This window comes from Streptomyces sp. DG1A-41 (assembly GCF_037055355.1).
GTDB lineage: Bacteria > Actinomycetota > Actinomycetes > Streptomycetales > Streptomycetaceae > Streptomyces.
The window spans coordinates 7,217,407-7,230,558 of record NZ_CP146350.1 but is presented as its reverse complement, the minus strand read 5'-3'; the positions used below and the strand labels follow the sequence as shown (position 1 = coordinate 7,230,558).

General features: G+C 72.9%; 10 protein-coding genes. 5 read left to right on the top strand and 5 right to left on the bottom strand.

Features of this window, described 5'->3' with window-relative positions:
• Nucleotides 1–141: 141 nt before the first annotated feature.
• Nucleotides 142–1,005 carry an aminoglycoside phosphotransferase family protein gene (locus tag V8690_RS33645; RefSeq protein ID WP_338783848.1) on the top strand — a complete coding sequence of 288 codons (864 nt, stop codon included), beginning with the start codon at nucleotides 142–144 and terminating at the stop codon, nucleotides 1,003–1,005.
• A gap of 3 nt (nucleotides 1,006–1,008) precedes the next feature.
• Here V8690_RS33645 and V8690_RS33640 read toward each other — a convergent pair whose 3' ends face one another.
• Nucleotides 1,009–1,914 carry a LysR family transcriptional regulator gene (locus tag V8690_RS33640; RefSeq protein ID WP_338783847.1) on the bottom strand — a complete coding sequence of 302 codons (906 nt, stop codon included), beginning with the start codon at nucleotides 1,912–1,914 and terminating at the stop codon, nucleotides 1,009–1,011.
• A 92-nt stretch (nucleotides 1,915–2,006) separates the two neighbouring features.
• On the opposite strand from V8690_RS33640, the gene V8690_RS33635 reads away from it, so the two are divergent.
• Nucleotides 2,007–3,005 (top strand): DMT family transporter, encoded by a 999-nt coding sequence (locus tag V8690_RS33635; RefSeq protein ID WP_338783846.1) that lies wholly within the window; start codon nucleotides 2,007–2,009, stop codon nucleotides 3,003–3,005.
• The gene (locus V8690_RS33630) at nucleotides 2,936–3,472 is read left to right on the top strand and encodes a YbaK/EbsC family protein (RefSeq protein ID WP_338783845.1); all 537 of its coding nucleotides are present in this window, start codon (nucleotides 2,936–2,938) and stop codon (nucleotides 3,470–3,472) included. Before V8690_RS33635 ends, V8690_RS33630 begins: the two co-directional genes overlap by 70 nt.
• A gap of 47 nt (nucleotides 3,473–3,519) precedes the next feature.
• Here the strand turns inward: V8690_RS33630 and V8690_RS33625 are convergent, their stop codons facing one another.
• Both V8690_RS33625 and V8690_RS33620 read right to left on the bottom strand, forming a co-directional pair.
• Nucleotides 3,520–4,236: a 3'-5' exonuclease gene (locus V8690_RS33625; RefSeq protein WP_338783844.1), complete on the bottom strand. Its 717-nt coding sequence runs from the start codon at nucleotides 4,234–4,236 to the stop codon at nucleotides 3,520–3,522.
• A gap of 153 nt (nucleotides 4,237–4,389) precedes the next feature.
• The gene (locus tag V8690_RS33620; protein ID WP_338783843.1) at nucleotides 4,390–5,631 is read right to left on the bottom strand and encodes an SAV2148 family HEPN domain-containing protein; all 1,242 of its coding nucleotides are present in this window, start codon (nucleotides 5,629–5,631) and stop codon (nucleotides 4,390–4,392) included.
• Nucleotides 5,632–5,950: 319 nt separating this feature from the next.
• Here V8690_RS33620 and glgX point away from each other — a divergent pair, with 319 nt between their 5' ends.
• Entirely contained in the window at nucleotides 5,951–8,083 is a 2,133-nt protein-coding gene (gene glgX, locus V8690_RS33615) for a glycogen debranching protein GlgX (protein ID WP_338783842.1), read from the top strand.
• 107 nt (nucleotides 8,084–8,190) lie between these two features.
• A complete protein-coding gene (gene treY, locus V8690_RS33610; RefSeq protein WP_338783841.1) occupies nucleotides 8,191–10,560 on the top strand; it encodes a malto-oligosyltrehalose synthase in 2,370 nt (789 codons plus the stop codon).
• Between the two features lie 81 nt (nucleotides 10,561–10,641).
• On the opposite strand, the gene V8690_RS33605 is transcribed toward treY, so the two are convergent.
• A complete protein-coding gene (locus V8690_RS33605; RefSeq protein WP_338785541.1) occupies nucleotides 10,642–11,415 on the bottom strand; it encodes a LysR family transcriptional regulator substrate-binding protein in 774 nt (257 codons plus the stop codon).
• Nucleotides 11,416–11,677: 262 nt separating this feature from the next.
• The gene (locus tag V8690_RS33600) at nucleotides 11,678–13,045 is read right to left on the bottom strand and encodes a M14 family zinc carboxypeptidase (protein WP_338783840.1); all 1,368 of its coding nucleotides are present in this window, start codon (nucleotides 13,043–13,045) and stop codon (nucleotides 11,678–11,680) included.
• Nucleotides 13,046–13,152 lie beyond the last annotated feature (107 nt).

The window sequence follows — 13,152 nt, the reverse complement described above, 5'->3', positions numbered from 1 at the left end:
GCTCGGCCGACCACGTCATGGTCGTGAAGGCGGTCTGCCTCGTCAAGGCACCGCGCACGCCGCCCCACCTGTGCCGATGCGACACTGACCGGCGGATGGCCGGAACCCGACGGCGGAAGACGTGGACGACGGAGGCGGACGATGGACGAGGCACGGGCCCGGGACGTACTGGCCGCGGCGGGAGTACTGCCCGGCGCGACCCGCGAGGCACGGCTGCTCGCGCTGGGCGAGAACGCCGTGTTCGCGGCCGGGGACCTGGTCGTCAAGGTGGGCCGCGACGCCGAGCTCCTCGACCGGGCGCGCCGCGAACTGGACATCGCGCTGTGGCTCGCGGAGTCGAGTGTGCCGGCGGTACGGGCGGCCGAGCCCGAGCCCCTGCTGGTCGACGGTCACCCGGTGACGGTGTGGCACCGGCTCCCCGACGCCGTACGGCCCGCCGAGCCACGGGATTTGGCCGAACTGCTCCGGGTCGTGCACGCCCTGCCCGCACCCTCCCTCGATCTGCCGCCCCGTGATCTGCTGGGCGGTGTGGAGCGCTGGCTGCGGCTCGCCGGGGACGCGATCGCCCCGGCGGACGCGGCGTATCTGCGGGAGCGGCGGGACGGGTTCGCCGCGCAGGCGGCGGCGCTGACGCCGCATCTGCCGCCGGGGCCGATCCACGGGGACGCGCTGCCGCGCAATGTGCATGTGGGGCCGGAGGGGCCGGTTCTGGTCGACCTGGAGACGGTATCCGCGGACCTGCGCGAGCATGACCTGGTGGTGATGGCCCTGTCCCACGACCGCTACGGGCTCCCGGGCGAGGCGTACGACTCCTTCACCGAGGCGTATGGGTGGGATGTGCGGGAGTGGGAGGGGTGTTCGGTGTTGCGTGGCGCCCGGGAGACGGCCAGTTGTGCGTGGGTGGCTCAGCATGCGCCGAGCAATCCGAAGGCCTTGGCCGAGTTCGAGCGGCGGGTGGCATCGCTCCGGGAGGGGGACGAGGCGGTGCGGTGGTATCCGTTGTGAGCGCTACGAATCTCTGACCTGGATGCTTCGGGCGGCTCGGCGTAGTTCCGCGAGGACCGTGCGGACCGCTGTGCGGGCCGTGCGCTCGGGGCGGTACAGGGCGTCGATGTGGCGTCGCGCCTGCGCTCCGCTGAGCGGCCGGAGCACGAGCGCCGGATGCGGGCGCATGGTCCAGCGCGGCATCAGGGCGATACCGCCCCCGGCGGCCACGGCCTCGGCGACCACCGAGAACTCGTTGATGCGATGGGCCAGATGGAGCCTGCGGCCCGCCGCGGCGGCGATGGCCTCGATCGTCGCCAGGACCGGGAATCCCTCGTGCACGGTGATCCACGGCTCGTCGGCCACGTCGTGCGGGGTGACGCGGCGCTTGGCGGCCAGGGGGTGGTCGGCGGGCATGGCCACGTCCAGCGGCTCGTGCAGCAGCGTCGTCGTGGCCACGGTGTCCGGCCATGGCGGGGCGTGGTCCAGGCGGTGGGCCAGGACGAGGTCGTATCCGCGGGTGAGCCGGGGGAAGTCCTCCTGCGGTACGTCCTCGTCGGCCAGCCTCGGCACCGGCTTGCCCGGCCCGGCCAGCGCGCGCAGCAGCGGCGGGAAGAACGCGGCGCCCGCGCTGTGGAACGCCGCCACCGACACCTCGCCATCGGGCCGTCCGACGAACTCCTCGACGGTGTGCCGTGCGCGGGCCAGCGCCGTCTCCACCTCCACGGCCGCGCCCGCCAGCGCCTGCCCGGCGTCGGTGAGCACCAGCCGTCGCCCCTGGCGCTCGGTGAGCGGCACCGGGATCGCGCGCTGAAGCAGCCGTAGCTGCTGGGAGATCGCCGACGGCGTCACCAGCAGCGCCTCGGCGACCGCCGTGACGCTGCCCAGTTCGCCGAGCTCCCGCAGGATCCGCAGCTGGCGTTCGTCCATGGCCCCAGTGTAGCGACGATGTAGGACCGCTAAATGATCATTTTAGAGATTGGCACTGGGCTTCATGGATGGCTCCGGTGCACCGTAGACGGGTGTCCGACGTCCGCCGTACCGATGCGGTACTCCTCCTTGTCGCGCTCGTCTGGGGTTCCAGTTATCTGTCCGCCCAGACGGCCACTGCCGCGCTCCCCGTCCTGATGGTGCTGTTCGCCCGCTACGCCCTCTCCGCGCTCGCCTGTCTCGGCGTCGTCGCCGCCCGGCGGCGCGGATCGCGCCGGTGGACGCGTGACGAGCTGCGGGCCGGTGTGCCCCTGGGGCTGACCCAGGCCGCGGTCCTGGTCGTGGAGACGTACGGCGTCGCTCACACCAGCGCCGCCAACGCCGGGCTCATCATCAGTCTGACCATCGTCCTCACCCCGCTCCTCGACCGCGGCGCCCGCCGCGGCGCGCTGCCTCCTTCCTTCTTCGCCGCGACCGGAGTGTGCGTCCTGGCCGTCGGGCTGCTGATGTCCGGCAACGGCTTTCACGCGCCACGCCTCGGCGACCTGCTGATGCTCGGCGCCGCACTGATCAGGGCCGTGCATGTCGCGCTGGTCGGCCGCTTCACCACCGGGCGGGCGATCCGCCCCCTGCATCTGACGACGGTGCAGACCCTCGTCGGCACGGCCCTGTTCCTGCCGGTCGCCGCCCACGACCTGCCGGCACTGGTCCGCACGGACCCGGCGACCTGGGCCCAGCTCGTCTATCTCGCCCTGTTCTGTAGTGTGTTCGCCTTCCTGGCCCAGACCTGGGCCGTGCAGCGCACCTCCGCCAGCCGGGCCAGCCTGCTGCTGGGCACCGAGCCGGTCTGGGCCGTCGCGGTGGGCATCGCCCTCGGCGGCGAACACCTCACGCCCCTCACCGGCCTCGGGGCGGCCCTGATGGTGGCCGGCACGTACTGGGGACAGGCGGTGGAACGCGCGCACCGCGACACCCCCGGACCCCTGCCACCCCCGTCCCCCTCCCTCGACGAGGACTCCGCATGCCCGCCCTCACCCACCACGACTCCAGCCGTCACGACGCCGGTCGGCACGACACCTACGACCACCTGATCTCCCTGCTCGACTCCGCCTCCGTCGACTACCGCCTCATCGACCACGAGCCCGAAGGCGCCACCGAAGCCGTGTGCGCGTTGCGCGGGCATCCGGCCTCCGAGGCCGCGAAGTGCATCGTGCTGCGGGTCAAGGTGGACCGCCGCACCACACGGCACGTCCTGGCGGTCGTCCCCGGGGACCGGCGGGTGGACCTGGACGCCGTCAGGGCGCTGTTCGCGGCCCGCTACGTCGGCTTCAGCGACCCCGAGACCGCCGAACGGCTGGCCCGCGCCGTCCCCGGCAGGGTCCTGCCGTTCAGCTTCGATGCCGATCTCGAACTGGTCGCCGACCCGGACGTCGTGACCCGGCCGAAGCTGTACTTCAACGCGGCCCGGCTCGACCGCTCGCTCCTCGTCTCGGGCGCCGACTACGAGCGGCTGGCCAAGCCCCGCATCGAACGCATCGCGGCGCCCGCACCGGTGTGACGCAGGGAGCGTCGGGCCTTCTGACGACGGGGACTTTGCGGACACCCCTAGGCGTCCGCCAGCTCCCTCAACGGCCATGCCCCGTCCACCAAGGCCGTCGCGTCGCCCTTGCCGCGCAAGAAGCTCTGGAAGTCCGCCGCCCACTCCGCGTACCACTCGATCTGGCGGCGGTGGAGGTCCGCCGGGCCGAGGGACGCGATCTTGGGGTGGCGGGCTGCTATCGCGCCGGCCAGGCGGGCCGCCGCGAGCGCGTCGGCCATGGCGTCATGGGCGGAGTCGAGGACCACGCCGTACTCGGCGCAGACCGCTTCGAGGTTGCGTTTGCCACGACGGTAGCGGTCGACCCAGCGGTCGATGGTGTACGGGTCGATGACCGGCGCCGGGTCCACGCCGGCCAGGCGGTCGCGCAGGGACGGCAGTCCGTAGCGGCGCAGCTCGGCGGAGAGCAGGGTGAGGTCGAAGGCGGCGTTGTAGGCGACGACCGGCACGCCCGTCTTCCAGTAGGAGGTGAGGACGTCGGCGAGGGCGTCCGCCACCTGGTCGGCCGGTCTGCCCTCGGCCGCCGCCCGCTCGTTGCTGATGCCGTGCACCGCCACCGCGTCCTCGGGGATCGGCACCCCCGGGTCGGCCAGCCACTCCCGGCGCCCCATCGGCTCCCCGTCCCTGACCTCGATCACGGCTCCCGTGACGATGCGCGCCTCGCGCGGATCCGTGCCCGTCGTCTCCAGGTCGAAGCCGATCAGCAGCTCCCGGTGCCAGCCCATGGGCGGCCCCCCTTCTATGGTGCGTTCCCCCAGTGGTCTCCACCTTCCCATGCACCACTGACAATCAGAGGACCGCGTTCCGCTCAGCCCCTCCGGCGGCCGGGCGAACCACCGCAACCGAGCCACCGCAACCACCCCACGGCGGGGCACAGTTCACGACACCGGCCGCGAATCCGCCCACATCACCTCGAACTCCTCGCGATAGGTGGGAAAGAGGCCGCTTTCGTCGACCTCGCCCGACTTGACCACCTTGCCGCTGTTGCGCAGCACGAACACCGGCGCCTCCATCCCACGGGTCCGGCGCAGATAGTTCTGCACGACCGCGATGCCGTCCGCGCCGTCACCGTCGACCAGGTACGCCGTGAAGCGGGGCGTCTCGTCGAAGACCTGGATCTCGAAGGCCCCCGGGTCGCGCAGCCGGGCCCGTACCCGGCGCATGTGCAGGATGTTCATCTCGACGGCCCGGCTGAGCTCGCCGCGCTTGATGCCCAGTTCGCGCTCGCGCCGCTTGACCGCGCTGGACGCCGGGTTCAGGAACAGCAGCCGCACCCGGCAGCCGGACTCGGCCAGCCGGACCAGGCGGCGGCCGGAGAAGTTCTGCACGAGCAGGTTGAGGCCTATGCCGATGGCGTCGAGGCGGCGGGCGCCGCCGAAGATGTCCTCGGCCGGGAACTGGCGCATCAGCCGCACCCGGTCCGGGTGGACGGCGACCACGTCGGCGTACCGGTCGCCGACCAGGTCCTCGACCGCGTCGACGGGCAGCCGGCGCGCGGAGGGCACGTCACCGCCCGTGCCGAGCATCTCCAGCAGCCGGGCGGAGGCGCGCTCGGCCTGGTTCAGGACGGCCTCGGACAGCGCGCGGTTGCGGGAGACGACGTTCCGGGTGACCTCCAGCTCGTCCAGGGCGAGCTCGACGTCCCGGCGGTCGTCGAAGTAGGGCTCGAAGCAGGGCCAGTGCTGCACCATCAGCTCGCGCAGCTGCGGCAGGGTGAGGAAGGACAGGACGTTGTCGTCGGCCGGGTCGAGCAGATAGCCCTTGCGGCGGCTGACCTCGCGCACGGCGACCGCGCGCTGCACCCACTCCTGCCCGGCGGGTCCGGCGGCGGCCACCACCCAGTCGTCGCCGTGGACGGGTTCGTAGACGGGGCGCAGTACGGCGGCGACGACCGCGCGCAGCCGCTGCTCGACGAGGTTCAGCCAGATGTAGGCCCGGCCGGCCCGCTGGGCGCGGGTGCGCACCTCGCGCCAGGCGTCGGCGTCCCAGTCCAGCTCCGGACCTATCGAGCCCGTCGCGTCCATCGGCCGTGCCAGGGACACGGCGCCGGTCGGGACGTCTGCGGAGTTCCCCTCGTGACCTTCGTCACCAGGGGGCAGCTCCAGCCCTCCCGAGCCCACCCGCGCACCGCCTTCCGCTCCCCCGAGCACTCCCCTTGTCAACGATCAAGGAAGGGTACTCCGGGAGCGGTCGGCGGTGCAGCCGGATGGGCAGGGTAGTGCTGCCGGAGGGCCGCCCCGCCCTGGTCCCCGTGTCACAACTTTCCCCTACTCCCCCAAAAGCCGCGGGAGTATCACGTGCCCCACTGGTTCGGCATAACACGTATGCACTGGTCACTCGGTAAGAGGGACATAAGTCATAGGAGGTTCCCTCACTTTCGGGGAGACTCGAGGGGCAAGGCGTCCCCACCGGCGCCGCTCACCTGAAAGAGTCGTATCCATGCAGGTCTGGCCTGGAGAGGCGTATCCACTCGGTGCCACGTACGACGGCGCCGGCACGAACTTCGCGGTGTTCACGGAGGCCGCGGACCGAGTAGAGCTGTGTCTGCTGCACGACGACGGCTCGGAGACGGCCGTCGAGCTCCGGGAGAGCGACGCGTTCGTGCGGCACGCGTACGTGCCGGGCATCATGCCGGGGCAGCGGTACGGGTTCCGGGTGCACGGCCCGTACGCCCCGGAGCGCGGGCTGCGCTGCAACTCCGCGAAGCTGCTGCTCGACCCGTACGCGCGTGCGATCAGCGGTTCGATCAGCTGGGGCGAGGAGGTCTACGGCTACCACTTCGACGAGCCCGACCGGCGCAACGACCTGGACTCGGCGCCGCACACCATGACGTCGGTCGTGGTCAACCCGTACTTCGACTGGGGCGACGACCGGCTCCCACGCACCGAGTACCACCACACGGTGATCTACGAGGCCCACGTCAAGGGCCTCACCATGCGGCACCCGGGCCTGCCGGAGGAACTGCGCGGCACCTACGCGGCCCTCGCGCACCCGGCCGTCATCGAGCACCTCACCGAGCTGGGGGTCACGGCCCTGGAGCTGATGCCCGTACACCAGTTCGTGAACGATCACCGTCTGGTCGACATGGGCCTGAACAACTACTGGGGCTACAACACGATCGGTTTCTTCGCCCCGCACAACGCCTACGCCTCCTGGGGCGACCGGGGCCAGCAGGTGCTGGAGTTCAAGTCGGCGGTGAAGGCGCTGCACGAGGCCGGGATCGAGGTGATCCTCGACGTGGTCTACAACCACACGGCCGAGGGCAACCACCTGGGCCCGACGCTGTCCTTCAAGGGCCTGGACAATCCGCGCTACTACCGGCTGACGGACGACCCCCGCTATTACATGGACACGACAGGGACCGGGAACTCCCTGCTCATGCGGTCCCCGCACGTGCTCCAGCTGATCATGGACTCGCTGCGGTACTGGGTGACGGAGATGCACGTCGACGGGTTCCGCTTCGACCTTGCGGCCACGCTCGCCCGGCAGTTCCACGAGGTGGACCGGCTGTCGTCGTTCTTCGACCTGGTGCAGCAGGACCCCGTGGTCTCGCAGGTCAAGCTGATCGCCGAGCCGTGGGACGTGGGAGAGGGCGGCTACCAGGTGGGGAACTTCCCGCCGCTGTGGACCGAGTGGAACGGCAAGTACCGGGACACCGTGCGGGACCTGTGGCGGGGTGAGCAGCGCACGCTCGCCGAGTTCGCCTCGCGGCTGACCGGCTCGTCCGACCTGTACCAGGACGACGGGCGGCGCCCGCTGGCCTCGATCAACTTCGTGACCTGCCACGACGGCTTCACGCTGCACGACCTGGTGTCGTACAACGACAAGCACAACGAGGCCAACGGCGAGGGCAACCGGGACGGCGAGAGCCACAACCGGTCCTGGAACTGCGGGGTCGAGGGCGAGACCGACGATCCGGACGTCCTGCGGCTGCGGGCCCGGCAGATGCGGAACTTCATCGCGACGCTGATGCTGTCCCAGGGCGTGCCCATGATCAGCCACGGCGACGAGTTCGCCCGCACCCAGCGCGGCAACAACAACGCCTACTGCCAGGACAACGAACTGGCCTGGGTGGAGTGGCCCGAGGAGGGAGAGGACGCCGAGGGGGGTCTGAGCAAGGAGCTGCTGGCCTTCACGCGCGCGATGGTGTGGCTGCGCCGGGACCACCCGGTCTTCCGCCGTCGGCGCTTCTTCCACGGCCGGCCCGTGGAGGGCACCCACGACGACCTGTCCGACATCGCCTGGTTCACCCCCGAGGGCCGGGAGATGACCCAGCGGGACTGGGACTCGGCCCGGGCCTCGGCGCTGACGGTGTTCCTCAACGGCAACGCGATCTCGGAGCCGGGCCCGCGCGGGGAGCGCATCACCGACGACTCGTTCCTGCTGATGTTCAACGCCTCGCCCAAGCCGCTGGAGTTCCTGGTACCGGTCAACCACGGACGGCAGTGGCAGGTGGTGGTCGACACGGGCCGCGCGGACGGTGTGCCGCCGGGCACGGGCCCGAAAGTGCAGGCCGGGGACCGGCTGACCCTGACCGACCGGAGCATGACGGTGCTCCAGCGGCCCGTGTGACCGCCGACCCGTGCGTCGCCCGGAAAGAGCCACTCGTCCGGGCGACGCGCGGCGCACCTGGCGCGGGCGATGACACGAACGGCGGCAGGGCGGGTACGTAGGTCTGCATGACACCTGAGCGACCTGACCCGGTGGTGCCCACGGCCACGTACCGGCTGCAACTGCAGCCCGAGTTCCCGTTCGGGGCCGCGGCGGCCGTCGTGCCGTATCTGGCCTCGCTCGGCGTCTCGCACCTGCATCTGTCCCCCGTCCTGGAGGCCGTGCCGGGCTCGATGCACGGCTACGACGTCGTCGACCACGCGCGCGTGCGCGAGGAACTGGGCGGCGAGGAGGGACTGCGGGCGCTGGCGCGCACGGCGCGCGAGCACGGGCTCGGTCTGGTGGTGGACATCGTCCCGAACCACATGGCCATGGCACCGCGCCACAACCGCGCCCTGTGGGAGGTGCTCCGCGAGGGCCCGAAGTCGCCGTACGCGCGCTGGTTCGACGTCGACTGGGAGGCCCAGGACGGCCGGGTGCTGCTGCCGGTGCTCGGCGGGCCGCTGGGCGAGGTGCTCGGGGAGCTGCGCGTCGACGGTGACGTCCTGCGCTACTACGACCATGTGTTCCCGCTGCGCGAGGGCACCGAGGACCTGCCGCTGCCGCACCTGCTGGACGCGCAGTGGTACCGCCCGGTGTGGTGGCGGCTGGCCCGGACCGAGCTCAACTACCGGCGGTTCTTCAGCATCTCGGAGCTCATCGGGGTGCGGGTGGAGGATCCCGAGGTGTTCGAGGCCACCCACGACAAGATCCTCCGGCTGCTCCACGAGGGCGTGATCGACGGGCTGCGCGTCGACCATCCCGACGGGCTCGCCGACCCCGACGGCTACCTCACGCGGCTGCACGAGGCGACGGGGGGCCGCTGGACGGTCGTGGAGAAGATCCTGGCCGACGGTGAGCGGCTGCCGGCCTCCTGGCCCGTCGCGGGCACCACCGGCTACGACGCCCTGCGGCACGTGGACGGGCTCTTCACGGACCCGGCCGGGTTCGGGGACCTCCTGGGGCAGTACCGGCGCTTCGCGGCCCCGCAGACGGACCGGGGCGGGCAGTGGGAGGCGACGGTGCGGCGGGCGGCGTACAAGGTCCTCACGCACGAGCTGGCGACCGAGACCGACCGGCTGGTGCGGGTGGCGGCCCGGCTGTGCGCGACCTCGCCGGAGCCGGCGCTGCGCGACCGCGCGCCCTGGGCGCTGCGCACCGCGCTCCAGGAGCTGCTGGTCCGAATGGAGGTCTACCGGCCGTACGAGTCCGTCGACGCCGCGTCCGTGGTCACCGAGGATGCCGCCGCCGAGGCCCGTCTCGCCTTCACCGTGCCCGAGGAGGCCGGTGCGGTGGACGTCGTACGGGACCTCGTACTGGGCCGGTACGGCGACGGGTCCGCGCAGGTGGAGTTCCGGACGCGGTTCGCGCAGACCTCGTCGGCGCTGCGGGCGAAGTCCGTGGAGGACACGGCGTTCTACCGCTACGTGCCACTGCTGTCGGCGACCGAGGTGGGCGGGAACCCGGGCCGTCCCGCGCTGTCGCCGGAGGAGTTCCACGCGTACTGCGCGCGCGTGCAGCGCGACTGGCCGGTGACCGGGACGGTGGCCTCGACGCACGACACCAAGCGCAGTGCCGACGTCCGGGCGGCGCTGCACGTGCTCACCGAGTGTCCGGACCGCTGGGCGGACGTCCTCGCCGAGGTGACACGCACCGGCGAGGGCGTGCCGGACGCGCAACTGGCCTGGGTGGCCTGGCAGACGGTGTTCGGGCTCGGCCCGGAGTCCGGGGCGCGGGAGCGGGTGCAGGGGGCGCTGCTGAAGCACGTGCGCGAGGCGGGCCTGTACACCAGCTGGACCGAGCAGGAGCCGCCGTACGAGGAGGCGGTGGCGCGGTTCGTGGCGGCCGGGCCGTGCGGGGCGCCGGGTGAGCGGGTCGCCGCGTTCCGGGACTCCCTCGAGCCGCACATCCTGGCGAACGTGCTGGGCACGGCCCTGATCCAGCTGACGATGCCGGGCGTGCCGGACGTCTACCAGGGCACGGAGGCCGAGTACCGGGCGCTGGTCGACCCCGACAACCGGCGGGCGGTGAGCTTCCCGCCCGAGGAGTCCGGCGTGACGTCCGGGGAGAAGGTGGCGGTGACGCGGGCGGCGCTGGGGCTGCGGGCGCGCCGCCCCGACGCCTTCGGCGACACGGCGACGTACATGCCGCTGCCCGCCGAGGGACCGGCGGCACAGCACTGCCTGGCGTTCGTCCGCTCCGGCGAGGCACTGACGGCCGTCACCCGCCTGTCCCTCCGGCTCGCGGAGGCGGGCGGCTGGCAGGACACCCGGCTACCGCTGCCGCCGGGGCGCTGGGCGGATGTACTCGAACCGGGGCGGGAGTTCACGGGGCACGCGCGCGTGGAGGAGTTGTTCGCACGGCTGCCGGTGGCGTTGCTGGAAAGGGTGGGCGAGTGAGGCCGGGCTGATTGCGGAGCGGCAGGGCGGCGTCAGGCACCCGTGGCCGGCCCTGCGCCCCTCCGTACCCCCGTGCCCTGCTCAGGCGACCGCAGGTCCCTCCTCGGGACAGTCCTCGTACGCGCGCAGCGGCGAGGCGGGGGCCACGCGTGGGTGGGGCCAGGCCGCGCGCAGCAGGGTCACGAAGGCCTCCGCCGCCCCGGTCGGGGGCAGGCGGGAGAAGACCGTCAGCGTGCGCTTCCAGGGCGGGTCGGGGGTGAGGACGACACAGTCCTCGCCGACCGCGTCGCGGACGAGGTGGGAAGGCACGGCGCAGACACCGACCCCGGCGGCGGCCATCCGTACCGCCGTGGAGCTGTGCTCGGTGAACACGGCGGTGCGGGGGGTGAATCCGGCCCGGCCGCAGGCCCAGTCGAGGAAGCGTTCGCCCTGCACGACGGGTTCCATGACGCAGCGCACCCAGGGGCGGTCTGCGAGTTCGGGCAGCGTCACCGTCGTACGGCCGGCGAAGCGGTCGTCGAAGGGCACGACCAGGATGATGTCCTCCTCGCCGACCGGCACGACCGTGCCGGGCCAGTCGGCGGGTGCCGGACCGACGGCGAGGTCGGCCGCGCCCCGTTCGACCTGTTCCTCCAGTGCCTGCGAGGAGGCGTACTCGTGGAGATGCAGGAGCACGCGCGGATGGGCCGCGCGCCAACGGGCGAAGACGTCCGGGAGGACACCGACCGCGACGGAGTGGACGGCGGCGACGTGCAGTTCACCGCCCTCGGCGCCGGCGGCGGCGCGGGCCGCCCGGCGGGCCTGCGCTGCGCTGCGCACGGCGAGTTCGGCGTGCGGCCGGAAGGCGCGCCCCATCGGGGTCAGACCCAGGTCGAGCACCAGTCCCGCACGGTGGTCGCCGCGGCACTGCACGCACGCGAGGGGGCTTCGCAGACGCCCGCGGCGTCACGGATGCCCGGCGACCGGCGACCGGCGACCCGCGACCCGCGACCCGCGACCCGCGACCGGCGACCCGCGACCGGCGACCGGCGACCCGCGACCGGCGACCGGCGACCGGCGACCGGCGACCGGCGACCGAGAGCGAACACCGGCCCCGCCCGCGCCGTCACCGCGGGCGTCACTCCCGCTGCATCGGCACCGCCGCACCTGACTCCCGTCCCGGCTCCTCCGGGCTGGAGCACGCGCGCGTGTGCCGCGCGGCCAGTTCGAAGGCGGAGAGCACGACGCGCGCCTGGTACTCCGCCTGGCGTGCCACCGGAATCCAGCGCGCCCCGCAGCCGTCGAGGTAGTCGGCGCACCACTCGTCGATCAGCCGGTCCAGCTCCGGCAGCGCCCCGGCCGGGTCGTGTCCGGCGGCCCGCACGAGCCGGTGCAGGAGCCCGGCCGTGCGCAGGGCCAGCCGTCGCCCGGAGATGCGCAGGGCGGCGAGGTGGGCGGTGGTCAGAGGAGGAAGGGGATGGGCGGCGCCGTCGCCGGTGTCGGGGTCCCAGGCGTCGGCGAGGCCCGGACAGACCAGTAAATAGTCGTCGACCGGGGCGAGCAGGCGCGCCCCGTCGGGCACGGTGGCCAGGTGCGGCCGGATGCGGGCCAGGAGGTGCCGCAGGAGGCCCGTGTCGTGGCGCAGGGTGCGGCTCACGGCCCGCAGCACCGCATCCCGGTCGGCGGGCGGGGAGCCGTCCGCCACCGCCGCCACGCCCCACATGGGCGCCTCGACGACCGCGGTGACGGTGCCGTGCCGGTGCGGGTGGAACCACGTCGACTCGACGGCGGCCTCCGTGATGGCCGCGGCCAGGTCGCCCCGGCGCGGCGGCGGTATCCGGTAGACGGCGGGCCCGAGGCCGGGCCAGTACAGGGCGTCGTAGGCGCCGAGTTCGCGGGGGATGCCGAGCCGGGCCGCGGTGTGCGCGACGCGCTGGGCGAGGCCGGGCAGGTCACGGGTGAGCTCGACGAAGCCGCCGCCGACGTCGACGCCGTGCAGGGAGCACTGGAGGAACGGCCGCAGTTCGTCCTGGACGTCGAGCAGGGCGCGGGTCTCCGGCAGGGCGGCGCCGGCCGCGCCGTCGGGCAGCCACTCGGGCTGCTCCAGGAACCCGGGCCGGAAGAAGTTCCGGAAGTACCGGCCGAGGGCGTACGGGCCGGTCAGCCAGCCCTCGTTGCGGCGCAGCCCGTCCGGGTCGAGGCACAGCAGCAGGTTCCAGGTGGCGTCGGCGCCCTCGGTGAGTCGCGGGTCGGCCAGCGCCCGCTCGGCCAGGCGCAGCACGGTGGCGCCGCCCACGGGTTCGTTGGCGTGGGGGCCGGCGACGACGAGGGCCTGACGGCTGCCGTGGCCGACGGAGAGCAGCCACAGGGGCGTGCCCGCGCGGGATGTGCCGATCCTGCGCAGCCGGGCCTTACGCGGGTGGCGGGCGACGAGGGCGGCGGCCCGGGCGCCCAGTTCGTCGACGGTCGGGTAGCGCAGGAGGGGCGGCAGGGCACACCTCCCCAATGCGGTGCCGTCGCTTCACCAGCTGTACATGGCGTACGCACAGTCAGTCACGACTTCAGGGGTACGTCAACACCGCGGAGGGCAACGGGTTTTGAGCCACTCCCCAC

Bases quoted from the DNA above. Each gene is read 5' to 3' on its own strand.
- V8690_RS33645 (WP_338783848.1), top strand. From the start codon at position 142: ATGGACGAGGCACGGGCCCGGGACGTACTGGCCGCGGCGGGAGTACTG.
- V8690_RS33640 (WP_338783847.1), bottom strand. From the start codon at position 1,914: ATGGACGAACGCCAGCTGCGGATCCTGCGGGAGCTCGGCGAACTGGGC.
- V8690_RS33630 (WP_338783845.1), top strand. From the start codon at position 2,936: ATGCCCGCCCTCACCCACCACGACTCCAGCCGTCACGACGCCGGTCGG.
- V8690_RS33625 (WP_338783844.1), bottom strand. From the start codon at position 4,236: ATGGGCTGGCACCGGGAGCTGCTGATCGGCTTCGACCTGGAGACGACG.
- glgX (WP_338783842.1), top strand. From the start codon at position 5,951: ATGCAGGTCTGGCCTGGAGAGGCGTATCCACTCGGTGCCACGTACGAC.
- treY (WP_338783841.1), top strand. From the start codon at position 8,191: ATGACACCTGAGCGACCTGACCCGGTGGTGCCCACGGCCACGTACCGG.
- V8690_RS33605 (WP_338785541.1), bottom strand. From the start codon at position 11,415: ATGGGGCGCGCCTTCCGGCCGCACGCCGAACTCGCCGTGCGCAGCGCA.